The organism is Micromonospora sp. NPDC047707 (assembly GCF_040704235.1).
In the GTDB taxonomy this organism is placed as follows: Bacteria; Actinomycetota; Actinomycetes; order Mycobacteriales; family Micromonosporaceae; genus Micromonospora.
The window spans coordinates 1-23,056 of sequence record NZ_JBEYSU010000001.1; the positions used below are offsets into that span (position 1 = coordinate 1).

Sequence of the window (23,056 nt, forward strand, 5' to 3'; positions counted from 1 at the left end):
ATGGCCACCACGGCGGCCCGCTCGTCCATGTCGGCCTTCTTCGTCGCCGCGATGATCGCCTTCACATTCGCGGTCTGCTCGTCGTCCAGGTCGATGCGGGACTGCTTGCCCTGCACACCGTGCGGGATCAGCGTGCCCTTGTCCGCCTTGTCGGCCAGCACCGTGGCGGCGACCGGCCTCGACTCCACCACGGGGGCGGCGTGAGCGGTGGCGGGGCCGGCGAACACACCGGTGGCGAACGCCAGACCAGCAACACCCAGAACGCTCTTACGCAGCATCGTGTTCATGACCAAGCTCCATTCGGGGGAAGACGCCACCCACCCGCAAAGGGGGGACAAGGGGTGTGGTGACCGTCCGGCGCTCACAGACATTCAGGGGATGACCACCAGACCCCAAGGGGGGCGGGCAGGTGGTGATCGAAAGACCGGCGAACCGGGGCCGGGGGCCCTCGTGGTGCCGGGACCAGATGTAACGACCAGGCGGCCGCCATCATTCCGGGGCCGCTCACCCTGCCATCAAGGCGGGCGCTGCTCGATCGTCCAGGTGATGTAACGACCCCGCCCCCGCCACCATTCCACCCCCACGACGCCGCCCATCACACCCCCGAAACCCGACATTCAGCGTAGGAAGGCGCCATCGCCACCAGTTCGCCCTTGACGTACTGACGAAATGTGCAAGGATTGTCAGCATGTCGAGCGACCGGCTGGAGACGATCCTCGCGGCGGCGTACGAGTGCTTCACCCGACACGGGGTGCGTCGGACGACGATGGACGACATCGCGGCCGCTGCCGGGATGTCGCGTCCGGCCGTCTACCAGTACGTCCGCAACAAGGACGACGCGTACCGACGGCTTGCCGAGCGGCTGTTCGCCGACTCGCTCGCCGAGGCGCGCCGGGCGGCCGCCGACCCCACGGCGTCCACGGCCGAGCGGTTGGTCACCGTGCTCGGGGCGAAGCTGGACCTCACCCTGACCCTGCACCGGGAGAGCCGGCACGCCGCCGAGTTGCTCGACGAGAGCACCAAGCTGACCGGGGACCTCGTCGAGGCGTACACCCGGGAGCTGACCGACGTGGTGGCCGCAGCGCTCGCCGACCGTGCCGGGCCCCGCGCCCGCGCGGTGGCCGACGTGCTGGTCGCGCTCACCCGCGGCCTGGAGGCCGACCTCACCGACCCCGACCTGCCCCGGCGGCGACTGCGCGACGGGGTCGCGTTGATCGTCGCCGGCCTGGACACCCCTGGAGACCTCGCATGACCACCGTCCTCGTCACCGGCACCTCGTCCGGCATCGGCCGGGCCACCGTCGCGCGGCTGGCCCGGCACCCCGGGCTGACTGTCTACGCCACCGCCCGCAAGGTCGAGGCGATCGCCGACCTGGCGGGGGCCGGCGCCCGGCTGCTTCCCCTCGACGTCACCGACGAGGCGTCGATGACCGCCGCCGTCGCCGCGATCGAGGCCGAGCACGGCCAGGTCGACGTCCTGGTGAACAACGCCGGATACGGAGAGTACGGCCCGGTCGAGGAGACCCCGATGGATCGGGTGCGGGCGCAGTTCGAGACGAACGTGTTCGGGCTGAGCCGGCTCACCCAGCTGGTGCTGCCCGGCATGCGTCGGGCCGGCCGGGGCCGGATCGTCAACGTCAGCTCGATGGGCGGCCGGATCGTGTTCCCCGGCGGGGGCTACTACCACGCGAGCAAGTACGCGGTGGAGGCCATCTCCGACGCGCTGCGCCAGGAGGTGCGACCGTTCGGCGTCGACGTGGCGATCGTCGAGCCGGGCCTGATCCGTACCGGCTTCGGCGCCGTCGCGGCCGGGTCGCTCGGCGCGGGAGCGGACCCGGCCGGGCCGTACCGGAGGATGGTGGCGGCGGTGGACGAGACGATGGCGCGGTCGTACGAGAACCGCCTGCTCGCGGCCGCGCCCGACGCGGTGGCCCGGGTGATCGAGCGGGCGGTGACCGCCCGTCGCCCGCGCACCCGCTACCTGGTCACGGCGGCGGCGTGGGCGATGGTGCACACGCGGCGGCTCTTCGGCGCCCGCGTCTTCGACGCGATCAACCGCCTCCAGTTCCGCTGAGCCGCGCCACCCGGTGACGGCGTCCGCCGCCGGGCCCCGGGCGCGAAGACCGCCGGGGCGCGGCGGCGGGCAGCACAGGCGGTACGCCGATCCCGCCCCGCCGCCGTACCGCCCGGACTAGCCTCGGGACGGGGGCCGGGTGCGACGCCTGCGGAGGTGATGCCGGATGACCGCAGTCACCGAGACGCCGGTGCTGGCCGGTGTCGGCTCGGAGCGGAGCCTGTCGCTGGTCCGGCTGGCCGCGCGCGAGGCCGTCGGGCACGGGCGGTCGCTGCACCTGGTGCACGCCTTCGACTGGGGAGCGGCCCTGGCGGCGCCGTCGGTCGCCGGGCCGCACGACGCGGCGGAGGAGCTTCTCGCCCGCGCCACCGAGGTCGCCAAGGACGTCGACGGGAGCCTCCCGGTCAGCGGTGAGATCTCCGAGGAACCCACCGTGGACACGCTGGTCCGCCGGTCGGAGACGGCGTTCCTGGTCGCCGTGGGCGACAGCGGCATGAGCAGCGCTCCGGGACGGGTATGCGTCGACGCACCGGCGGTGCAGGTCGCCGCCCGGGCCGGGTGTCCGGTGCTGGTCGGACGCCGGGATCCTCCGCCGGAGGGCCCGGTGCTGGTCGGCGTGGACGGCTCACCCGACTCCCGGAAGGCGCTGGCGTGGGCGTTCGACTGCGCCGCGCGTCGCGAGGCCCGGCTGGTGGCCGTCCGGGTGGCGGAGCCGGGGTGCGCCGACGACGACCCGGAGGTGCTCACCGGCACCGTCGCCCGGGTCGGCGAACGGTGGCCCGCCGTACCCGTCGAGTGTCACACCATCCGCGGCGACCCGCGTTCCGTCCTCGTCGAGCAGACGCGGTCGGCCCAGCTCGCGGTGGTGGCTGCGCGGGCGGACCAGCCCGGCCGGGGCATGCTCGGGTCCGTGAGCCAGACGCTGCTCTACCACTCCCCGGTGCCGGTGATCGTGGTACGCGGATTCGCCGCGACGGACGGCCCGGACGCACAGGACCAACGACCCTGATCCACCGCAGCCGATCCGGCGAGGCTGATGACGGAACCCTTCCTTCCGGATGCGCCACTCCCCGACCCGCGAGAGGCTCAGGCAGTATGGACACCGCAACCGACCTGCACGGCCCCCTGACCGAAGACGAGCTGCGCCGGCTGGACGCGTACTGGCGGGCGGCGAACTACCTCACGGTCGGGCAGATCTACCTGCTCGACAATCCGCTGCTCCGGGAGCCGCTCGCAGCCGAGCACGTGAAGCCGCGGCTGCTCGGTCACTGGGGCACGAGCCCCGGCCTGAACCTGATCTACGCCCACCTCAACCGCGTCGTCGTCGCCCGTGACCTCTCCGCCATCTTCATCACCGGCCCGGGCCATGGCGGCCCGGCCCTGGTCGCGAACACCTGGCTGGAGGGCACGTGGAGCGAGCGCTACCACGGCACCGGCCGCGACGAGGCCGGCATGGCCCGGCTGTTCCGCCAGTTCTCCTTCCCGGGCGGCGTCCCGAGCCACGTCGCGTCCGAGGTGCCGGGTTCGATCCACGAGGGCGGCGAGCTGGGGTACGCGCTCAGCCACGCCTACGGCGCCGCGTTCGACAACCCGGACCTGCTGGTCGCCTGCGTCATCGGTGACGGCGAGGCCGAGACCGGCCCGCTCGCCGGCAGTTGGCTGTCCAACGTGTTCCTCAACCCGGCCCGGGACGGCGCGGTGCTGCCCATCCTGCACCTCAACGGGTACAAGATCGCCAACCCGACGGTGCTCGACCGCATCCCGGAGTCCGACCTGCTGGACATGATGCGCGGGAACGGCTACCAGCCGTACGTGGTCGCCGGCGACGACCCGGCGACCGTGCACCAGGCGCTCGCCGCGACCCTGGACCGGGCGCTGGACGAGATCGCCGCGATCCAGCGGAAGGCCCGGTCGGGTGGCGCGGTCGAGCGTCCGCGCTGGCCGATGGTCATCCTCCGGACGCCGAAGGGCTGGACCGGCCCCCGCGAGGTCGACGGCAAGCACGTGGAGGGCACGTACCGGTCGCACCAGGTGCCGCTGTCGGAGGTGCGCACCAACCCGGCGCACCTGGCCGAGCTGGAGCGGTGGCTGCGCAGCTACCGGCCGGAGGATCTGTTCGACGCGACCGGCGCCCCGGTGGCCGACCTGGCGGCGCTGCCTCCGGCTGGGGACCGCCGGATGAGCGCCAACCCGGTCACGAACGGCGGGCTGGTGTTGCGGGACCTGAATCTGCCGGACTTCCGCGACTACGCGGTGGAGGTGGCGAGTCCCGGCGCGACGATCGGCGGTGCCACCGGGGCGTTGGGGCCGTGGGTCCGGGACGTGATCGCGGCGAATCCGCAGACGTTCCGGCTGTTCGGCCCGGACGAGGTCGAGTCCAACCGGCTCGGTGCCGCGCTCGAGGTCACCGGCCGGGCCTGGGTGGCGGCGACGGTGCCCGACGACGACCACCTGTCCCCCGACGGCCGGGTCATGGAGGTGCTGTCGGAGACCCTGTGCCAGGGCTGGCTGGAGGGGTACCTGCTGACCGGCCGGCACGGGATCTTCACCAGCTACGAGGCGTTCATCCACATCGTCGACTCGATGGTCAACCAGCACGCGAAGTGGCTGAAGGTGACCCGGGCCATCCCCTGGCGGCAGCCGCTGGCCTCGCTGAACTACCTGCTCTCCAGTCACGTGTGGCGGCAGGACCACAACGGCTTCTCGCACCAGGACCCGGGCTTCATCGACCATGTCATGAACAAGAAGGCGGAGGTGGTCCGGGTCTACCTGCCGCCGGACGCCAACACCCTGCTCTCCACCATGGACCACTGCCTGCGCAGCCGGCACTACATCAACGTGGTGGTCTCCGGGAAGCAGCCGGCGCCGAACTGGCTGTCGATGGACGACGCGATCATGCACTGCCGCCGTGGCCTTGGCATCTGGGACTGGGCCAGCAGCGACGGCGGTGAGGAGCCGGACGTGGTGCTCGCCTGCGCCGGCGATGTGCCGACCCTGGAGACCCTCGCCGCGGCCGACCTGCTGCGCCGGCACCTGCCCGACCTGAAGGTGCGGGTGGTCAACGTGGTCGACCTGATGCGCCTCCAGCCGCCCACGGAACACCCGCACGGGCTGTCGGACAAGGAGTTCGACACGATCTTCACCGCGGACAAGCCGGTCATCTTCGCGTACCACGGCTACCCGTGGCTGATCCACCGGCTGACGTACCGTCGGACCAACCACGAGAACCTGCACGTACGCGGCTACAAGGAGGAGGGCACCACCACCACGCCGTTCGACATGGTGATGCTCAACGACCTGGACCGCTTCCACCTGGTCATCGACGTGATCGACCGGGTGCCCGGGCTGGCCGCCCGGGCGGCCCACCTGCGGCAGGAGATGGTCGACGCCCGCCAGTCGTGCCGCGACTACACCCGCCGGCACGGCGAGGACGACCCGCGGGTGTCCGAGTGGCGGTGGATCCGGGAGAGCGACCCCAAGGTCAAAGGTGACCAGTGAGCGCGAGGAGTGCGCCGGCGAGCCCCGCAGCCGCGGACGGAAGGCGGGCTCCGTGAGCGGCGACGAGATCCTGGTCGGCTACGACGGCTCGCCGGACGCCGCGCTGGCCCTGGAGTGGGCCTTGGACGAGGCCGGACGGAGCGGGCGGCCGGTGCGGCTCGCGTACGTCTTCGAATGGCTCACCGTCGCCGGGTGGATCGGCCCCGGTGTGGCACCGGGCGTCTGGCCCGACGAGGCGGCCCGGCGGCAGGTGGAGGAGTTGGTCCAGCGGGCTGCGGCCGACGCCGCCCGCCCGGGGCTCACGGTCACCGGCGAGGTGTACGACGGGCCGCCCGCCCTGGTGCTCCAGGAGCGGTCGGCGCGGGCCGGTCTGCTGGTGCTCGGCACCCGGGGGCACGGCGGGTTCGGCGGTCTGCTCGCCGGCTCCACGGCGGTGTCGGTCACCGCGCACGCACACTGCCCGGTCGTCGTGGTCCGCGGCAACACCGGCGGGCGCACCCGGCACGTCTCCGTCGGCGTGGACGGGTCGGAGCACTCGCTGCTGGCGCTGGGCTTCGCGTTCGAGCAGGCCGCCGTCCGGAACGTGGCGCTACGCGTGCTCCGCGCCTGGCACGTGCCACCGGGTCAGCGCCCGCCGTCGGATCCGGAGAACCGGGAGGCGGTCCGCGCCGACCGCGCCGAGCTGGACGAGCCGCTGCGCCGCTGCGAGCGGGCGTTCCCGGACGTCGACGTGACGCTGCACGTGGCGGAGGGCAGCGGCGCCGCCCTGCTGGTGGCGGCGAGCCGGGACGCGCAGCTCGTCGTGGTCGGCACCCGGGGCCGGGGTGGTCTGGCGGGGATGCTCCTCGGCTCGGTCAGCCAGCAGCTCCTGCACCACGCGCACTGCCCGGTCGCGGTCGTCCGGGAACGCTGACCACCCGGCCGGCCCGACGGCCGGTCGGTGCCCCGTCCGGCCCGCAGCCGACGGCGATGGGGCGGGCCGAAGGACCCGGCCGGTGGGGACCTGCGCACCCTGCGCCGGTCCGCGGGGTGTCGCAGGATGGAGCCGCAACCCCGCCCGGGGCGCCGTCGGGGTGGGAGACGATGTGCTCGAGACGGAAAGGTCGTGAGGATGAGCCAGGACACGCCGGCGACGGACGGCCCGCTGACCATCGCGCTCGCGGAGGCCGCCGCGACCGCCGGTCACGCCCCCTCGGTGCACAACACGCAGCCGTGGCGTTGGCGGGTGCTGCCGGACGCGCTGGAGCTGCACACCGTCCGGGACCGCCAGCTCGCGGCCACCGACCCGGAGGGCCGGCTGTCGACGCTGAGCTGCGGCGCGGCGCTGCACCACGCGCGGGTCGCGCTGACCGCCGAGGGCTGGCGGGCCGCCGTGGAGCGGATGCCCGACCCCGCCGACCCGGACCTGCTGGCCCGCCTGACCGGGCTGACCCGGGTCGGGGCCGACCCGGACGCGATGCGCCTCGTGCAGTGCATGCAGGTCCGCCACACCGACCGGCGGCCGGTCAGCGCGGAGCCCGTGCCGACCGCCGCGCTCGGCGACATCACCAAGGCCGTCGTGGCCGAGGGCGTCCAGCTCCAACTGCTCGACCGCGACCAGGTCCTGGAACTGGCGGCCGCGGCCTCGCACGCCGCCACCGTCGAGGCGGAGGACCCGCAGCTGCACGAGGAGCTCGCGTACTGGACGAGCCGCGCCGGCGGCGCCGGTCTGCCGCCCGAGGTGCTGCCGGAGGCGGCCCCGGAGACGACGGTGCCGGCCCGCGACTTCGGCCGCCCGGGCACCCTGCCGGTCGGCCTCGGCCACGACCGTGCGGCCGGGTACGGGCTGCTCTACGGCGACGAGGACGAGCCGATCGACTGGCTGCGCGCCGGCGAGGCGCTCTCGGCCGGTTGGCTGACCGCGACCCGGCTCGGTGTCTCGGTCGTGCCGCTGAGCGGTGTGGTGGAGGTGCCCGGCACCCGTCAGACGCTGCGCGGACTGCTGGCCGGCATGGGTCACCCGTACCTGGTGCTGCGCCTGGGGATCGCGGACCCGGCGCACGCCGGCCCGCCGCACACCCCGCGGCTCGCCGTCGAGCAGGTGGTCGACACCTCCGCCGTCCGGGGCGCCTGACAGGGCTGTCCCGGCACGACCGGCCGGCGATAGCATCGGGCGGTGGCCAGCGCACCGACTCCCCGGAGCGGACCACCCGCGACCCCCTCGCTCGGGCTGACCCCGCTGTCGCGGGTACGCCTCGACGAGCTGCTCCAGGAGATGCTGGACCGGGTCGGCGAGGTGGTCACCAGCCGGGAGCGGCTGCGCGCGCTGCTCGACGCGGTGGTCGGCATCGGCACCGACCTCGACCTGCGCAGCACCCTCCAGCGCATCGTGGAGTCGGCCTGCGGGCTGGCCGGCGCCCGTTACGGCGCGCTCGGCATCGTCGGCCGCGACCGGATGCTGCACGACTTCATCACCCACGGCATCGACGCCGAGCTGCACGCGAAGATCGGGGACCTGCCGCACGGCCGGGGGGTGCTCGGCCTGCTCATCGACGACCCGCGTCCGGTCCGGATGCCCGACATCACCCGGCACCCGAAGTCGTACGGCTTCCCGCCGAACCACCCGCCGATGCACAGCTTCCTCGGCGTGCCGGTACGCATCCGCGACCACGTCTTCGGCAACCTCTACCTGGCCGAGAAGCAGGGTGCCGCCGAGTTCACCGAGGACGACGAGGAGATCGTGGTGGCGTTGGCCGCCGCGGCCGGCGTCGCGATCGAGAACGCCCGCCTCTACGCGCTGGCCCACCGGCGGGAGCGCTGGCTCGCGGCCACCGCCGAGATCACCTCGCTGCTGCTCGGCGAGGTCCGCCGCACCGACGCGCTGAGCCTGGTGGCGCGGCGCGCCCGGGAGGTCGCCGAGGCGGAGCTGGCGCTGGTGCTGCTGTACGACCCCGACGCCGACCGGTTCACCGTCGAGGTGGTCGACGGTGCCGGCGAGCAGGCCGGCGCGCTGGTCGGCACGGTCGTGCCCGCCGCCGAGACCAGCTTCGCCGCCGCCGTCGCCGAGGGCCGGCACGACCAGGTGGGCGACCTGGCGCACGCCGCGCCGTGGCCGGCGCTGCTGCACACCGGGCCGGCCGTGGTGTCCCCGCTGGCCACCGCCGACACCCTGCACGGCGTACTGGTGGTGGCGCACCATCCGGATCACGGCGGCACCAGCGACGACGACCTGGCCCTGCTCGGCAGCTTCGCCGGGCAGGCGGCGCTGGCCATGGAACGGGCGCGGGGGCAGGAGGAGCGCGAGCTGCTGGTCGTCCTGGAGGACCGCGAGCGCATCGCCCGCGACCTGCACGACGTGGTGATCCAGCGGTTGTTCGCGACCGGCCTCCAGTTGCAGAGCGCGGTACCGATGAGCGCGCGCCCGGAGGTCGCCAAGCGGATCAACGCGGCGGTCGACGACCTGGATGCCACCATCAAGGACATCCGCCGCACCATCTTCGAGCTGCGTACGCCGATGAGCGCGGCGCTGCGCACCGAGATCCGGGAGGCGGTCGACGTGGCGGCGGAGTCGCTCGGTTTCCGGCCTGCCCTGGACCTGGCCGGCCCGATCGACAGCGCCGTCCCCGACGACGTCCGCCCCGACCTCACGGCCGTGCTGCGGGAGGCGTTGTCCAACGCGGTACGCCACGCGCAGGCCCACCACGTCACCGTCGCCGTCCGCGTGGACGCCGGCCAGGTCACGGTGACCGTCACCGACGACGGGGTCGGCTGCGACCCGGCCGCCGCGCGGAGCGGCCTCGTCAACCTGCGTGAACGCGCCGAGCGGCACGGCGGCACCTTCGAGGTGCAACCGGTCGCCCCGCACGGCACCCGCCTACACTGGTGCGTGCCGTTGCACGGCTGACGCCCCGCCGGTCAGGGGTGCCGCCGGGTGGTCAGGGGGTCTTGCCGAGGAGGCGGGTGGCCAGCACGGCGGCCTGGGTCCGCCGCTCCAAACCTAGCTTGGCCAGCACGCTGGAGACGTAGTTCTTCACCGTCTTCTCGGCGAGGAACATCCTGCCGGCGATCTCCCGGTTGGTGAGGCCCTCGGCCACGTACTCCAGGATCCGCCGCTCCTGCTCGGTCAGCGACTTCAGCTCGCGGGGCTGCTCGACGCCGCTGCGGATCCGCTCCAGCACGCGGGTGGTGATCGCCGGGTCGAGCAGCGACTGCCCCGCCGCCACCCGCCGGACCGCGTCGACCAGGTCGGTGCCGCGGATCTGCTTGAGCACGTACCCGGCGGCGCCGGCCATGATCGCCGCGAACAAGGCCTCGTCGTCCTCGTACGAGGTGAGGATCAGGCCCTTGATCGACGAGTCCACGGCCCGGATGTCACGGCACACGTCGATGCCGCTGCCGTCCGGGAGCCGTGCGTCGAGGATCGCCACGTCGGGGCGCAGCGCCGGAATCCATCGCGCCGCCTCCTGGGCCAGGCCGGACTCGCCGACCACCTCGATGTCACCACTGCTGGTGAGCAGGTCGGCCAGGCCACGACGGACGACCTCGTGGTCGTCGAGCAGGAACACGCGGATCATCTCTCGTTTCTACCCGCCGCAGCCGTGACCCGCACGGGCCGAAGGTCCCGACCCGTGACCGGCCCGAACGGCACGCTCCGGGGCGTGACCTGCGGTGCGGGGGGCGGTGGGTCCTGGCGGGACGGGACGTCCGACCCTGCTCGGGCGGCCCCGGCGTGACGCACCGTGGGGAGGAACCCACCGAGGGCGGCACCAGCCGCCACGGAAGGAGCGACACCATGGACGCCGGCTACACCGTCGAGCAGCTACGCGCCGCCGCGACCGACGCCGTGCGGGCGCCCTCCCTGCACAACACCCAGCCGTGGCGGTTCCGCCTGCGCGACGGCGGGATCGAGATCCTGGTCGACCCGTCCCGGCGCCTGCCGGCCACCGACCCGAGCGGGTGGGGTGTCCGCGTCGCCTGCGGGGCGGCGCTGTTCAACCTGCGGCTCGCCCTGACGGTGGCCGGTACGCCGGCGGCGGTGCGGCTGCGCCCGTACCCGGCCGAGCCCGACGTGGTCGCCCGACTGGTGCCGGACGTGCCGCGCCGCCCCACCCCCGCCGAGCAGGCCCTGTACGCGGCCCTTGCCCGCCGGTTCAGCAACCGCGCCCCGTTCTGGCCCGACCCGGTCCCGGCGGACGCGCGGTGGCGCCTCACCGAGGCGGCCCGGGCCGAAGGGTGCTGGCTGGAGCTGCTGGTCGGGGTGAGCGCGGTGAACGCGTTCGCCGAGATCGCCCGCGGCGCGCACCGGGTGCTGGAGCGGGATCCGGCCTACCGGGCCGAGCGGGAGGAGTGGGTCCGTGCCGAGCCCGCCCCCGACGGCGTGCCGACGTCGGCCGGCGGCCCGCAGGCCGAGCCGCAGGACCTGCTGCCGTCGCGCGGCTTCGGCGGACGGAACCGCGCCCCCGGGCGCGACTTCGAGCCGGAGCCCCTCGTCGCGGTGCTCGGCTCGACCGGCAACACCGCCGTCGACCAGGTGGTGGCCGGGCAGGCGTTGCAGCGGGTGCTGCTCACCGCCACCGACGCGGGGCTGGCGGCGTCGCTGCTGTCCCAGCCGATCGAGGTGCCGACCGCCCGCGAGCAGCTGCGGCTGTCGCTGGGGCGGTTCGGCACCCCGCAGATGGTGCTGCGCATCGGCTACGGCCAGCCCGGCTGGCCGACTCCCCGCCGGCCGGTCGACGAGGTGCTCGACCTGCCGGTGCCGCGGGCCTGATCCACCACCAGGGCGCGCTACCGGATCCAGCCGACGGCCGCGCAGCACCCGGCCGCCCGGGCGGAGCGCCGCGGCCCGGTCAGTGCGCGGCGGCGAGGACGGCCTCCTCCCGGGCCGGGTCGAGGCCGACCGGGGCGCGCTGCGGGCGGCCGGCCCGGGGCGGCACGGTGCCGACCGACCGCAGCCAGGCCCACGTGTCGGCGACGGTCTCGGCGATCGGGCGGCAGGTCAGCCCGGCCGCGTACGCGCGGCTGACGTCGCGCTCCTGCAACCAGCGGTACGGGTGCCCCGGCGGGATCCAGATCGGCAGGTCGTTCCACGGTTCCACGCCGGCGGCCAGGATCGCCTCCGGATCGGTCCAGCGCAGCCGCGCACCGGCCCCGGTCACCGCGACGGCGGCGTCCAGCAGGGCGCCCATCGTGGTGTGCCCGGTGCGGCTGATCACGTTGTACGTCCCGCCGGGCACGACCGGGTCGAGCAGGAAGGCGGCGAGGTCGCGGGCGTCGACGTACTGCAGGGGCAGGTCGGCCGGGCCGGGCGCCAGCACATCCCCGCCCCGGGCGACGCGACCGAGCCACCATGGCAGCCGCCCGATGTCCTCGCCGGGGCCGAGGATCAGGCCGGCACGGGCGATCAGCGCGTTCTGCCCGTACACCGCCCGCACGGCACGTTCGGCACCGGCCTTGTTGGACGGGTAGTCGGCGTCGTCCGCGTCCGGCGCGGCGTCCACGACGGGGGCGTCCTCGGCCGATCCGGGCGTCACCGGCTCGGCGTAGACGGAGCCGCTGGAGACGTAGACGTAGCGCCCGACGCGCCCGGCCAGGGCGCGGGCCGACGCCCCGGCGGCCCGTGGCGCCCCGTCCCAGGTGTCGACCGCCACGTCCCACTCGCCGGCGGCGAGGGCGGCCAGGCCGCCGGGCGCGGTCCGGTCGCCGGTCAACCGTTCCACGCCGGACGGAACGGTCCCGTGCCGGCCGCGGTTGAACACCGTCACGGACCAGCCACCGCGTACCGCCTCGGTGACCGTCGCTCCGCCCACGAATCCCGTACCACCCAGCACCAGCAGTCTCATGCGTTCCACTCTGCCGGCCGGCGGGCCCCGTCCGGCACCGCGTTCACCGTCAGCGGATCTGCCGACGGCAGAACACCACGCCGCGGCCTCCGTCGCCGGGTCGGGACGGACGGTGACGGCGTCGGCAGGAATAATGACGCGAGCCCGTCCCGGGGGAACGGTCGCTCATGGAGCCTCCCCCGGCCCGACCGACCCGAGCGAGGATCTGCCATGACCGAGGGCCACCCCTCCGTCCCGAGCCCGCCCGCCCCGCCCTGGGCCCAGCCACCCGCCCCGCCGCCGAGGAAGTCGGGGCGCGGCCTGTGGGTCGCGTTGGGCGCGATCGCGGTGGCCCTGCTGGTGCTGCTGGTCGGCTCGGTGGTCGCCGTCTCGGTCTACCTGGACCGTTCCTCCTCCACCACGGCGGAGGGCTCGGACGAGATCGACAGGCTGCTGGCGGAGCACACCCGGGCGCTCAGGGAGCGGGACCTCGCGGCGTACCTGGCCCCGTTCGACGCGGGCGACAAGGACCTGGTCGCCCGGCAGACCGCGCTGTTCCACAACCTCACCAGGCTGCCGCTGGCCGAGGCACGGTACGAGGAGTTCGGCGCGAGCACGGCCACCGAGGGCACCTTCGACGTCCGGGTGTCGTTCGTGCACCGGTTCGACGGCATGGACCCGACCCCGGTCGAGGAACTGTACAAGTGGACGGTCACCCGCACCGACGCGGACGCCCCGCTGAAGGTCACCGCCGTCGGTGGCGCCCTGGTCGACGGCCCGGCCCGGGACATGACCACCTACTACCCGGCACCGTGGGACACCGGCCGCCCCATCCACGTCGAGAGGACCCCGCACACGGTGCTCGTCGTCGACGAGTCACTCAAGGCCGAGGCGCAGCGGTACGCGCCGGTCGCCGAGCGCGCGGCGACCGAGAACGCGGCCGCGTGGAAGGCCGGCGGCGTCCCGGCCACGGTGCCGCAGGGCTTCGTCATCTCCCTGGTCAAGGGCAAGAAGGAGTTGGGTTCGCTCTACCGGACGACGAAGGAGACGCCCACCGAGTCCGGCGTGGCGATCCCGGTGCCGCCGGCCGGGGCGATCGACGGCGCGGACGCGTCCGCGCCCGAGGTGGGCACCAGCCGCGTGGTGATCGACGTGACGGACGAGTACCACTTCACCAAGGGCGACCGGGAGCTGGAGATCTTCCGACACGAGCTGGCCCACGCCATCGTCAACGTGCTGCTGAAGCGTGGCCGGGGGGCGACCGCGCTCGACGGGCCGGAGAACTGGGTCGTCGAGGGGTTCGCCGAGTACCTGGCCCATGGCGGGAAGGCGTTCACCACCAGCGACCGCACCGCCGATTCGACGAGGATCCTCCGCTCGTACGGCTACCGCCAGGACCTGCCCGGCAACGCGGCCTGGGAGATGGAGGGACGGTTGAGCTACCACTACTGGCTGGGTCACTCGGCGATGAGCTACATCGCGGAGCGCCACGGCGAGCAGAAGGTCTTCCAGCTCGTCACCGAGCACTACCGGGGCACCCCGATCGGTGACGTGACGCGGAGCGTGCTCGGCATGTCGTACGCGGACTTCGAGGCCGGCTGGGCGGAGCACCTGCGGTCGGCGGTGCGCTGACCGCACCTCACCGGTCGGGTAGGCTGCCGAGCAGTAGCGCGCGGGAGGTACGGCGGGTCAACTCCTCCGCCACGCTGCCGAGCAGCCGGTCCCGCATGCCATGGCCGTGCCGGCCGACCACCAGCAGATCGACATCATGCGCCTCGGCGGCAGCCAGCAGCGCGTCCACCGGGTGACCGCGAACGATCTCGGTGGTCGGCGGCGGCAACCCGTCGGGAATGGTTCTGGCGCGCTCGTCAAGCATGCGTCGGGCGGCCCGCTGCGCGATCGAGACGTCTTCCCCCACCAGGTCCGGGTTCGTCACCGTGACCAGCACCAGCACGCTCGCGGTACGGCTGAGGATCCGGGCGGTCGACCGCAGGGCCAGGTCGGACTCGGGTGATCCGTCGACACCGATCGCCACTCTGAGGCCCGTCCCCTGCCTGGCCGGCGGCCGGTGCGCCACGTCCGTCACCGTCGGGTCGGCGCGCCCCCGTTCCACAGCGATCGGAATGAACAGCGGACCGAGTAGTGCGCCCACGAGATACCAGGACAGGTGACGGTGGCCGGCCCGGATCACGAACCAGGCCGCGGTGAGCAGACCGATGGTCAGCCAGACCACGGCCACGAGGAGCACCCACCACCCGGATGTCACCATCGGCTCCGGGTGACGGTTCGCGGCGACGGAAACATGCCGGTTATTACCCGAACTGTCGACCGGTAACCCGGCCGCCGGGGTACGTCCCGAGGGCACCGCTCGTCGATCATGACAACCACAGCCTCGCGACGCCGATGGCGAAGACGCGGAGCCGCGCCCTGCATCGTCATGATCCAGATGGGTCGTCAGTCCCGGTGGGGGGCGGTGGTTTCCGGGTGAGCGATTCCTGGACCTCGCTCTCTCCGCTGAGGAGGTGTGCCCGCTCCTCGATGATCACGAGGACCGCCGGGGCGGCGGTGGGCAGCGCACGCACCGAGATGAGGTCGTGGCTGCAGTGGATGCGGAGCCAGTGCCCGCGATAGCGCACGTCGAAGTCGAGGTGGGTGAGGGTGTGCGGGAGTTGCGGATGGAGGCGGAGCGCGTCCCCGCGGACTTCCAGCCCGGTGTAGCACCGTTGCAGGATGTCCGCGGTACTCGCCATCGCGCCGAGATGGATTCCCTGACGGGTGGTACCGGCCTGGGTGTCGGCGAGGTCGGCGGCGAGCGCGTCGCGCAGCAGGTACCAGGACTGGGAGCGGCGGGTGCGGGCGAGCACCCAGGAGTGCACGACGCGGCTCAGGGTCGATCCGTGGGTGGTCCGGATCAGGTAGTGGTGGACCGTGGCCGGGATGGTCGCGGGGTCGAAGTCGTAGCCGAGCCGGTTCAGCAGCGCGGTCACCTCCTCGGCACTGAACAGGTAGAACAGCATCAGGACGTCAGCCTGTTTCGAGGTCTGGTAGCGGCTCGGGTGGTCGCCCTCCGCCTCGAGGATGAGGTCGAGCCGGCCGATGTCGCCGTACCGTTCGCGGTACGGCCGGAGGTCGAGTTCAGCGAGGTCGGCGAAACCCTCGAACTGGCTGAGCAGCCCGTTCGGCAGGAAAGGGACATGCAGTCGGCGGCTGATCCGGTCCCAGCGGGCGAACTCCTGCTCGTCGACCGCGAGACGCCGCCACAGGTCGTCGCTGTGGTACCCGCCGAGGATCCGGAAGGCGTCGATCGTCCGGGCGAGGGCCCACGCGGTCATGACGTTGACGTAGGCGTTGTCGTCGATCCCGGACCCCGGGCGGTCGGGATAGCCGTCGTGGAACTCGTCCGGACCCATCACGCCACGGATGTGGTACCGGTCCGACCGCGGGTCGTGCTCGGCGGTCCCGGCCCAGAACCTCGCGATCTCGACGAGGAGTTCGGCGCCGTACATGGCGAGGAAGTCGATGTCGTCGGTGACCTCGTAGTACTGCCAGACGTTGTAGGCCACGGCGAGGTTGACGTGGTACTGCCGGCGGGAGTTGTCCGGCATCCAGCGCTGCGAGAGCGGATTGTGGAAGAACTCCGGGGTCTCCTCGCGGCCGTCGCTGCCGCTCTGCCACGGGAACAGCGCACCGGGCAGACCCAGCGCACGGGCGAGCCGCCGAGCCTCGGCGAGGCGCCGGTACCGGTAGAGCAGCAGGGCCCGGGTCAGCTCGGGGGTACGCAGGTTGAGCAGAGGGAAGACGAACAGTTCGTCCCAGAAGACGTGTCCCCGGTAACCCTCACCGTGCAGACCGCGAGCGGGGACGCCCGCGTCGGCGTCGGCGGTGTAACCGGACAGGGTCTGCGCGACGTGGAACAGGTGCACGTTGAGTGCCAACTGCTCCCGAACCAGGTCGTGCCCGCCGAGACGGAGGTGGAAACGTCGCCAGAGGTGTTCCCACGCCAGCAGGTGCGCATCCCGGACGGCGGGGTGGTGAGGAGCGTCGCTGATCTCACCGCGGGCGGCGTCCAGCGGTTCGGAGATCGCCCGGTCCCGCGACGTGTAGGTGGCGACGGTCTTGTCGATGGTGACCGGCGTGCCCGGGGCCATGGTGAGGTGGATCTCGTGCCCGACGTAGCCGGGCCCACTGATGTGGTGGTGGGAGGCGGACCCCTCGTGCTGGTGCAGGGTGATCCGAGCGGCCTGGGCGATCCGGATCCACGACTGTGTGGTGCGTACGGTCAGCCAGCAGACGTCCCCCTGCTGTCCGGTGGTGCAGTCGACCAGGTGGTGCCGGGCGAACGCGCCGTACTCGGCGACGTTGTCGTTGGTGACCCGGGCGTCCAGGAGGCTTCGCACGTGCAGCGGTCCCGACCAGTCCACGGGCGTGATCGTCGTACGGAGGCTGGCCAGGTGCGGACGGTCCATCGAGACGATCCGTTCCTGCACGATCCGGGTACGGCGACCGTGCGGGTCACGGACCAGAAACTCCCGCCGCTCCAGGCCGTGTCGCAGGTTGAGCGCGACATGGCGGTGCGCGACGTGGAACGAGACGCGGGAGAACCAGGGCCCACCCGGGTGGCGGAACGTCAACGGCAACCAGTTGGGCAGGTTGACGATGCTCTCGTCGACCCGGCGGCGGCCGTCGACGTCGGAGACCAACCGGTTGTAGAGGCCGGCGACGTAGGTGGCCGGGTAGTGCACGCCGTCGGCGGTGGCGTAGGTCGCCGCGCCCCGCGTCATCTGGTAGCCGTTGCCCAGCGCCAGCAACGCCTCCCGCGTGGTCTCCCGCGCCGGGTCGAAGCCCTCGTAGGCCAGCAGCCACTCGTCGCGGGGCAGGTGGCACAGCCCGCACTGATCACCGTTCATCGGTTCCCGACCGATCCGCTGACGAGTCCTGGTGCTCCCCCACGTCGTGCCGGCGGGCACCGAGGACCGCCGGGCTGCGGCCGGCCGCGAGCGCACCGGCCGGGCCGGCGCTGCCGAGTCCGGTCGGGGGCGGTGCCGTCGGTGGGGTCAGACCACGGAACACGACCACAGCGGCGACGGCCAGGTAGCTCAACGATCCGGGAAACCACATCAACGCCGCGCCCAGTTGCTGGTCCTCCAGCGGCGTCAGCCCCCAGGCGCCGGCGCGGTGGCCGCCGTACCACGACCTCGCACTGAACGTCAGCAGGCCGGCGAGCACCGAGGTTGGCAGCATCGCGGCCAGCACCGACAGCAGCGCGGCCGGAAGACTGATCCGGGAACGGCGGCGGAGGATCACCGACCACAGCACCACGCCGCTGCCGAGGAACAGCACGTGCTCGGCGACGTGGGCCGCGTCCCACCGCAGGGCCAGGTCGTACGGGCCCGGAAGGTGCCACAGCCACCACGTGCCGGCGTGTACTCCGGCCGCCGCGACACCGGCCGCCGCGCCCGATCGCAGCGGACGGGGCGTCCAGCGCCGGGGATGGACGACCCGGCGGACCGACCGCGGCAGCGCCCTGCCGATCACCAGGCCGGCCCGGCCCAGGACCAGCAGCGGCGGCGCGGCCAGCGCGAGCAGCTGATGCTGCACCATGTGCACCCAGAACAGGTCCTCGGCCACCACGTCGACGGGCCCGACCAGGGCTACCGCCATCACCAGGAGCCCGGCGTGGAAGCACCGGACCCGCCAGCGCGGCAGCACGGCCGGCCCGGACCGGTAGGCCGCCAGTTCGCGGCGCCCCTGGAGATACAGCAGCATGGTGGCCACCAGGGCGAGCGCCGTCGCGGGATCACCCTGCCACCAGGAGGCGGTGGCGGTGGCCTGAGTCATCCGGCGCCGTCCAGCAGCCGGCGGACCCCCGGCGCGGCGGGATGGTCGGCGGCCACGTCCAGGAACCGACGCAGGGTCTCGCCGGCCTCGGGCTGGCCCGCCTCGCGTTGCAGCATGCCGAGCAGCAGCAGCGCCTCGGCGTGCTGCCCGTCGCGCGTGAGGACCTCCTGCAGCAGCGGGCGGGCTCGTTCCGCCTGACCGGAACGGGCGTAGGCGAAGGCGAGGCGGAACAGCGCGGCCGTGTCCTCCGGGTCGAGCCGGACCGTCCGTTCGTACGCCGCGGCGGCCTCCGCCAGCCTTCCACGGTGCTCCAACGCCCGGCCCAGGGAGAACCAGGTACTCCCGTCGTCGGGGGTGGACCGGGCGGCCGCGGTCAGGACCTCCAGTTCCCCGTCGCCGGCCGGCGCCGCGCGAGGACCGGCCGGCTGGTCACCGGTGCCCTGCCCGGCCGCGGCGAGCCCGACGGCGAGGGCGACGGCGACGGCCGCGGCCAGCACCAGCGCACTCAGGCCGGACCGGCCCGGGGGGACCACCTCCGCCTCCGCGGTGCAGCCGGTTCGCCGCACCGCCGAACCGGCTTTCCGCCGTCGGGCCCAACGGACCACGGCCAGTCCGGCGAGCGCGGACGGCACGAACGCCACCGGCAGCCACCACAACAGCAGCCCCAGCCCTCGGGCCGGTGGTTCGAGGAGGATGCCCGGCCCGTACCGGTCGACGAACCACCGCTGGATCTCGTCCGGCTCCCGCCCGGCCCGTACCTGCTCGCGGATCGTCTCGCGGATCCCCCGGGCCATCGGCGCCTGCGAGTCGGCCGCCGACTCCCCGACGCACTCGGGGCACCGGACGGTGGCGGCGATCGCCCGCACGCGCGCGTCCTCGCCGGAGGGGGCCGAGGCGGCCCGGGACGCCCGGTACAGTCCGGCGGCGAACAGCAGCAACGCGGCGACCGCCAGCAGTCCCAGGCCGAACCGCCTCAGCCCAGGAGGGGTCCGACGGAGGCTTCCAGCCACGCCCACGTCACCTCTCCCTGATGCCGGGCGGCGAGCCGGCCGCCGCGGTCGACGACGACGGTTTCGGGGATGCCCCGTACGGCCCAGGCGACCGCCTGCCGGCCGTCGGGGTCGGACACCACGGGCAACGCCTCGGCAGCCGCCTCGCGCAGGAACCGACGCGCGCTCTCCGGCCGGTCGGCGGTGTTGAGGCCGACCACGCGCAGCCCCGCCGGGTACCACCGCGACCGGGCGGCCAGCAGCACCGGGAATTCCCGGCGGCAGGGCTCGCACCAGGACGCCCAGACGGTGACGACCACGATGTGGCCGCGCAGCGTGGCGAGGTCGAAGAAGGTCCCGTCCGGCCCGTTGCCGGCCAGGGGGGCGGCCAGTCCGCCGGGGGACGCGGCCGGCACACCGGGAGCTACCCGCAGACCGTGGGCGAGCGGGACGGTGACGGCCAGCCCGGCGCCGGCGGCCGCCGCGACGAGTACGGCTCGACGGGTGATCGGGCGACGGCGTCCGGTCACCGGCCCACCTCCTCGGCCGTGCGGGGTGCCCGTGCAGGGGCGCGTCGTCGGGACGCCAACGCGGCTCGCTGGGGCCAGGCGGCCAGGGCGATGCCGATCAGCAGCAGCCCGGCCGCACCCCACAGCACCCCCATGAAGCTGTTCACGGAGACCCGGAGCAGCGCGGTCTTCGTCTCGGCATCGGCGGACAGGAGGGTGACGTACAGGTCCCGTGTCAGCCCCGGGTCGATGGCCGGGGTGGCGACGACCATGCCGTGGTCGGGAAAGAGCGCCAGTGTGGGCGACATGCGGCGTTCGTCGCCGTTCCCCGGGCGGACCACCAGCCGCGCGGTGGCCCGCTCCTGCCCGTCCGTCACCGTCGAGTCGAGCCCGATCAGCCGGATCGTCACCCCGCGCGACGTGACCGTGCCGTCGAGGGCGACCGCCCGCTGCTCGGCGGGCGGGTCGGCGCCGGACACCACGATCGCCATCGCCGCGATCGCGAGGGCCAGGTGTGCGAGCTGCGCGCCGAGGGCGCGCCGGTGGCGGCGCAAGGCCCGCCGGGCGCCCGCCGCGCCACCGCCGGCCAGCCGTGCGGCCATCGCGCTGACCAGGGTCGAGGCGACGAACGCGGCCAGCCCGCACACCACCACCACGCTCGGCCGCTGGCTCCCGCTCAGTCCGACGAGGCCGGCGACCACGCCGGCGGTGATCGCGGGTGTCGCGGCACGACGGGCCAACCGCGCCGGCGGGTCCCCGCGCCAGGCCAGCAACGGGCCGATCGCCATCAGGGCCAGCACGGCCAGCGCCAGCGGGGCCAGTGCCTGGTTGTAGTACCCGGGACCGACGGTCAGCCGGGTACCGGAGAGCATCTCCTGCACGGTGGGGAACAGCGTGCCGACCAGGACGGTGGCCGCGACCGCGGCGAGGAGCAGGTTGTTGCCGACCAGGGCGCTCCGCAGGGACAGCAGGCGCACGCGCCCGGCGCCCGCATCACGGGTCCGGTTCGGCTCCGACCCGGCCAACCGGTCGCCCCGGAGGGCGAGCAGCGCCAGCCAGGCGACCGTCGTGGCGGCGAGGAAGACCAGCAACGGGGGTCCGATGCCGGACTGCGTGAAGGTGTGCACGCTGCCGACCACGCCGGACCGGGTGAGGAACGTACCGAGGATCACCAGGGTGAACGTCAGGGCGGCCAGGCAGACCACCCACCCGGTGCGGCCCCCGCCGCGCCGTTCGGCCAGCAGTGCGTGCAGCAGGGCCGTGGCGGTCAGCCAGGGCAGCAGCGAGGCGTTCTCCACCGGATCCCACGCCCAGTAGCCGCCCCAGCCGAGGACGGCGTACGACCACCAGGCACCGACCGCGATGCCGGCGGTGAGGGCCGCCCAGCCGAGCAGCGTCCACCCGCGCACGGCGCGCGCCCACCCCGCGCCGGCCCGGCCGGTCACCAGGGCCGCGATCGCGTACGCGAACGGCACCGCCAGGCCGACGTAGCCGGCGTAGAGCAGCGGCGGGTGCACGCCCATCGCGGGGTGGCTGCGCAGCAGCGGGTTCGGCCCGGGCCCGTCCGCTGGTGCCGCCGGCACCGCTTCGAAGGGGTTGCCGGCCAGCAGCGCGAGGCCGAAGAAGAACGCGGCCGTCGCGGTGAGTACCGCCATGGCGGGCGGGTGCAGACGCGGTTCGGCCGCCGGCGGACGGCGCAACGCCAGCACCACCACGGTGCCCAGGGCCAGCAGCCAGAGCAGCAGGGAGCCCTCCAACGCGCTCCACAGGCTCGTGACCGTGTAGTACGGGGGCACGTCCCGGCCGCCGTGTTCGGCGACGTACCGCACGCTGAAGTCCCTGCTCAGCAGGGCCCACTCCAGGAGCAGGAAGGCAGCCAGGGCCGCGCCGGCGAGCGCGTACGTGGCGGAGTGTGGCGGCTTCCGTCGCCCGTCGCGGGTGCGGGCCACCCAACCGGCGGTGGCCACCAGCGCGGCGACCGTCCCGAGGCCGAGACAGGCGGTGCCGAGCAGCGACACGGTCATGCCGGGTCGGTGGCGGGCCGGTACTCGTTGTCGTGGCTGGCGATGACCCGCTGGGCGTGCAGGACGCGGTCGCTGTCCAGGAGCCCCTCGACGACCGCGTCGCGTCCCTCGCCGAACATGTCGGGCAGCGCGCCCTCGTGGACGACCTCGACGTCGGCGGAGCCGTCGGTCAGCCGCAGTCGCGTCGCCGTCCCGGCGCGGTGGACGGACCCGGGCACCACGGTGCCCCCGATCCGCAGATCCTGGTTGACCGCGACCTGGCCGGCGACGACCTCGGACGGCGTCCGGTAGTACACCAGACTCTCGTCGAGGCCCTTGCCGGCGAGCACGGCCAGACCGGCGGCCACGGCGCCGGCCACCAGCAGGGCCGGCACGCTGACCCGGTTCATGTCCGCTCCCGGCCGCGACCCGACCACCAGACGAGACCGGCCCACACCGCGGCCGTCAGGCCGTACCCCAGGCCGATGGCCAGCCCGGCGGTCATGCCGGCACCTGCGTACGCTGGTCGGCGCTCGGAGCGTCGGGCCCGCTCGTGGCCGCCGGCGTCGCGGCGACCGCTGCCGGCCGGGGAGCCGTTGGCGTCGTGCCGGCGGCGGTCGTGGTGAGGCGGGAGACGCGGCGGGTGACGACCCAGGCACCGGCGAGGGTGAAGGCGAGCGTCGCACCGGCCAGGGCGAACGCCATCGACGCGGCGATCGGGGGCGTCGGATCGGGCCCGAGCAGCGTCGGTGGTTGGTGCAGGGTGCGCCACCAGATCACGGAGAAGTGCACCAGCGGCAGCATGACGAAGGCGAGTACGCCGAGCACGGCGGCGCGACGGGCGCGGCGATCCCGGTCGACGCCCAGCTCGCGGACGGCGAGGTAGCCGATGTAGACGAGCAGGAGCGCCGCCGCTGACACGAGCCGGGCGTCCCAGGTCCACCAGACGCCCCAGGTTACCCGGCCCCAGATGCTGCCCAGCGCAACAGCCAGCGCCATCATGCCGACGCCGAGTTCGGCGCAGGACGCGGCCCAGTGGTCCCACCGCCGCCGCCCGGTCCGCAGGTACGCCACGCTCGTCACCAGCAGGCCGGTGAAGGCGAGGTACGCCGTCCAGGCCGCCGGAACGTGGACGTACATCAACCTCTGCGACTCGCCCTGCACCACGTCCGCCGGGGCGACGGCCACCAGGACGGCGGCGGTCACCGCCGCGCCGACCGCGCCAAGGCCGAGAGCGCGGTGCAGGTCAACCATGGCTACCCTCTCCCCCAGTGGACGCATCCGGTCCAGGATGGCTTAACAGAAGCCACAAAGGAGGCATTTCGTCAAACCTCACCCGTGGGCACCAC

General features: G+C 73.8%; 19 protein-coding genes and 1 pseudogene. 9 read left to right on the forward strand and 11 right to left on the reverse strand.

Features of this window, described 5'->3' with window-relative positions; genetic code table 11:
- Positions 1 to 287 (reverse strand): annotated as a pseudogene (locus AB0873_RS00005) (hypothetical protein); the annotation flags it as partial.
- A 401-nt stretch (positions 288 to 688) separates the two neighbouring features.
- Here AB0873_RS00005 and AB0873_RS00010 point away from each other — a divergent pair.
- The 7 genes from AB0873_RS00010 (at position 689) to AB0873_RS00040 (ending at position 9,454) form a co-directional block, all read left to right on the forward strand.
- Positions 689 to 1,252, forward strand: coding sequence for a helix-turn-helix domain-containing protein (locus AB0873_RS00010; RefSeq protein WP_366597676.1), 564 nt, complete (start codon positions 689 to 691; stop codon positions 1,250 to 1,252).
- Positions 1,249 to 2,073 carry an oxidoreductase gene (locus AB0873_RS00015; RefSeq protein WP_366597677.1) on the forward strand — a complete coding sequence of 275 codons (825 nt, stop codon included), beginning with the start codon at positions 1,249 to 1,251 and terminating at the stop codon, positions 2,071 to 2,073. The genes AB0873_RS00010 and AB0873_RS00015 overlap by 4 nt, the downstream gene beginning before the upstream one ends.
- Positions 2,074 to 2,239: 166 nt before the next feature.
- Positions 2,240 to 3,082 carry a universal stress protein gene (locus AB0873_RS00020; protein ID WP_366597679.1) on the forward strand — a complete coding sequence of 281 codons (843 nt, stop codon included), beginning with the start codon at positions 2,240 to 2,242 and terminating at the stop codon, positions 3,080 to 3,082.
- Between the two features lie 86 nt (positions 3,083 to 3,168).
- A complete protein-coding gene (locus AB0873_RS00025) occupies positions 3,169 to 5,571 on the forward strand; it encodes a phosphoketolase family protein (protein WP_366597680.1) in 2,403 nt (800 codons plus the stop codon).
- 52 nt (positions 5,572 to 5,623) lie between these two features.
- Positions 5,624 to 6,484 (forward strand): universal stress protein, encoded by an 861-nt coding sequence (locus tag AB0873_RS00030; protein WP_366598038.1) that lies wholly within the window; start codon positions 5,624 to 5,626, stop codon positions 6,482 to 6,484.
- Positions 6,485 to 6,610: 126 nt separating this feature from the next.
- Positions 6,611 to 7,684, forward strand: coding sequence for a nitroreductase (locus AB0873_RS00035; RefSeq protein WP_366597681.1), 1,074 nt, complete (start codon positions 6,611 to 6,613; stop codon positions 7,682 to 7,684).
- A 96-nt stretch (positions 7,685 to 7,780) separates the two neighbouring features.
- Positions 7,781 to 9,454, forward strand: a complete 1,674-nt coding sequence (locus tag AB0873_RS00040) for a GAF domain-containing protein (protein WP_366598039.1) — start codon at positions 7,781 to 7,783, stop codon at positions 9,452 to 9,454.
- Positions 9,455 to 9,485: 31 nt separating this feature from the next.
- Here AB0873_RS00040 and AB0873_RS00045 read toward each other — a convergent pair whose 3' ends face one another.
- A complete protein-coding gene (locus AB0873_RS00045; RefSeq protein ID WP_366597682.1) occupies positions 9,486 to 10,124 on the reverse strand; it encodes a response regulator transcription factor in 639 nt (212 codons plus the stop codon).
- A gap of 218 nt (positions 10,125 to 10,342) precedes the next feature.
- On the opposite strand from AB0873_RS00045, the gene AB0873_RS00050 reads away from it, so the two are divergent.
- The gene (locus tag AB0873_RS00050; RefSeq protein ID WP_366597683.1) at positions 10,343 to 11,317 is read left to right on the forward strand and encodes a nitroreductase; all 975 of its coding nucleotides are present in this window, start codon (positions 10,343 to 10,345) and stop codon (positions 11,315 to 11,317) included.
- A gap of 79 nt (positions 11,318 to 11,396) precedes the next feature.
- Here the strand turns inward: AB0873_RS00050 and AB0873_RS00055 are convergent, their stop codons facing one another.
- On the reverse strand, positions 11,397 to 12,389 hold the full coding sequence (locus AB0873_RS00055; protein WP_366597684.1) for an NAD-dependent epimerase/dehydratase family protein: 993 nt from the start codon (positions 12,387 to 12,389) through the stop codon (positions 11,397 to 11,399).
- Positions 12,390 to 12,599: 210 nt separating this feature from the next.
- Between AB0873_RS00055 and AB0873_RS00060 the strand changes: the two genes are divergently transcribed.
- On the forward strand, positions 12,600 to 14,000 hold the full coding sequence (locus AB0873_RS00060; RefSeq protein ID WP_366597686.1) for a hypothetical protein: 1,401 nt from the start codon (positions 12,600 to 12,602) through the stop codon (positions 13,998 to 14,000).
- Positions 14,001 to 14,007: 7 nt separating this feature from the next.
- Here the strand turns inward: AB0873_RS00060 and AB0873_RS00065 are convergent, their stop codons facing one another.
- The 8 genes from AB0873_RS00065 to ccsA form a co-directional block, all read right to left on the reverse strand.
- Complete coding sequence (locus AB0873_RS00065; protein WP_366597688.1) at positions 14,008 to 14,637, reverse strand: universal stress protein; 630 nt, start codon at positions 14,635 to 14,637, stop codon at positions 14,008 to 14,010.
- A gap of 166 nt (positions 14,638 to 14,803) precedes the next feature.
- Positions 14,804 to 17,275, reverse strand: coding sequence for a glycosyl hydrolase family 65 protein (locus AB0873_RS00070; protein WP_366597690.1), 2,472 nt, complete (start codon positions 17,273 to 17,275; stop codon positions 14,804 to 14,806).
- The gene (locus AB0873_RS00075; RefSeq protein ID WP_366597691.1) at positions 17,265 to 18,206 is read right to left on the reverse strand and encodes a cytochrome c oxidase assembly protein; all 942 of its coding nucleotides are present in this window, start codon (positions 18,204 to 18,206) and stop codon (positions 17,265 to 17,267) included. The genes AB0873_RS00070 and AB0873_RS00075 overlap by 11 nt, the downstream gene beginning before the upstream one ends.
- Complete coding sequence (locus tag AB0873_RS00080; protein ID WP_366597693.1) at positions 18,203 to 19,216, reverse strand: cytochrome c-type biogenesis protein CcmH; 1,014 nt, start codon at positions 19,214 to 19,216, stop codon at positions 18,203 to 18,205. Before AB0873_RS00080 ends, AB0873_RS00075 begins: the two co-directional genes overlap by 4 nt.
- Positions 19,180 to 19,725 carry a TlpA disulfide reductase family protein gene (locus tag AB0873_RS00085; protein WP_366597695.1) on the reverse strand — a complete coding sequence of 182 codons (546 nt, stop codon included), beginning with the start codon at positions 19,723 to 19,725 and terminating at the stop codon, positions 19,180 to 19,182. Before AB0873_RS00085 ends, AB0873_RS00080 begins: the two co-directional genes overlap by 37 nt.
- On the reverse strand, positions 19,722 to 21,728 hold the full coding sequence (locus tag AB0873_RS00090) for a cytochrome c-type biogenesis CcmF C-terminal domain-containing protein (RefSeq protein WP_366597697.1): 2,007 nt from the start codon (positions 21,726 to 21,728) through the stop codon (positions 19,722 to 19,724). The genes AB0873_RS00085 and AB0873_RS00090 overlap by 4 nt, the downstream gene beginning before the upstream one ends.
- Complete coding sequence (locus tag AB0873_RS00095) at positions 21,725 to 22,117, reverse strand: cytochrome c maturation protein CcmE (RefSeq protein ID WP_366597699.1); 393 nt, start codon at positions 22,115 to 22,117, stop codon at positions 21,725 to 21,727. Before AB0873_RS00095 ends, AB0873_RS00090 begins: the two co-directional genes overlap by 4 nt.
- Before the next feature lie 91 nt (positions 22,118 to 22,208).
- Positions 22,209 to 22,961, reverse strand: a complete 753-nt coding sequence (gene ccsA / locus AB0873_RS00100) for a cytochrome c biogenesis protein CcsA (protein ID WP_366597700.1) — start codon at positions 22,959 to 22,961, stop codon at positions 22,209 to 22,211.
- Between the last annotated feature and the right edge of the window lie 95 nt (positions 22,962 to 23,056).